Raw genomic sequence first — 928 nt, 5'->3', positions numbered from 1 at the left:
GCCGCCGCGGACGGCGTCGGCGCGGACGCGCGTGTGGTGGCGGTCGCCCAGTACTTCCGGGTCGGCGTGATCGCGGTCACGACGCCGCCGGTCCTCGCCCTCGTGGCGTCCGGCGCGTCCCCGGGAGCCGGGGGTCCATCGTCCCCGGGTTGGGCCGTGCCGCACCTCGTCAGCGGGGCCGACCAGGTCGCCGGCCTCATCGCGCTGGTCGCGGTGGCGCTGCTGGGCGTCCGCGCGGGGACCCGCCTTCGCCTGCCCGCCCCGCTCGTGCTCGGTCCCATGCTGACGGCGGCGCTCGCGAACCTCGGGGGAGCGGCCCACGGGTTCGCCCCGGCGGGCCTCCTGCAGGACCTGGTGTTCGTCGGGATCGGACTGGAGATCGGCCTGCGTTTCGACCGCCCCTCCCTGCGGCACGCCGGCCGGGCCGTGGGCCACCTGGCGGCCGTCACGTTCGTCACCTGCCTGGCCTGCGCCCTGCTCGCCTGGCCGCTCGCCCGTGTCACCCGCCTGTCGTTCGCCGACGCCTACCTGGCGACCACTCCCGGCGGCATCAACGCGGTGCTCCCGGCGGCGGTCGCGGCCCACGCCAACGTGACGCTGGTGTCCAGCGTGCAGAGCCTGCGGCTGTTCGGCGTCGTCGTCGCGGCGCCGTTGCTCCTGCGCTGTGTCTCCGCGATGAGGCGGACGGTGCGGGTGCGGGTGCCCGCCGAGACCGGTGCCGTGCGGCCGGAGTGAGAGGGCCGCACGGCCGGTCGAAGGTCCGTACGGGCCCGGGGCGTGCGGCGGTCGCCGTGTCGGCGCCGGAGGCGGAGCACGACGGCGACGACCGGGGCGAGGACGTACACCTGCCGTGCGGCGAGGACGCCTGACGCGCCGCTCGCAGCGCCCGCTTCTCCCGGTCTTCACCGGTTTGCCTTCTGGTAACGAA

The 928-nt window shown here is 76.3% G+C and carries 2 protein-coding genes; both read left to right on the top strand.

Features of this window, described 5'->3' with window-relative positions; genetic code table 11:
- The coding region (locus tag ACFFNX_RS51295; protein WP_378213795.1) for an AbrB family transcriptional regulator at positions 1 to 735 on the top strand (735 nt) is incomplete at its 5' end.
- On the top strand, positions 732 to 869 hold the full coding sequence (locus ACFFNX_RS51290) for a hypothetical protein (protein WP_378213794.1): 138 nt from the start codon (positions 732 to 734) through the stop codon (positions 867 to 869). The genes ACFFNX_RS51295 and ACFFNX_RS51290, both read left to right, overlap by 4 nt.
- The last annotated feature ends 59 nt before the right edge of the window (positions 870 to 928 follow it).

The organism is Actinoallomurus acaciae, assembly GCF_042429965.1.
Classification (GTDB): domain Bacteria; phylum Actinomycetota; class Actinomycetes; order Streptosporangiales; family Streptosporangiaceae; genus Actinoallomurus; species Actinoallomurus acaciae.
This window is presented reverse-complemented; position numbering and strand designations above follow the sequence as displayed.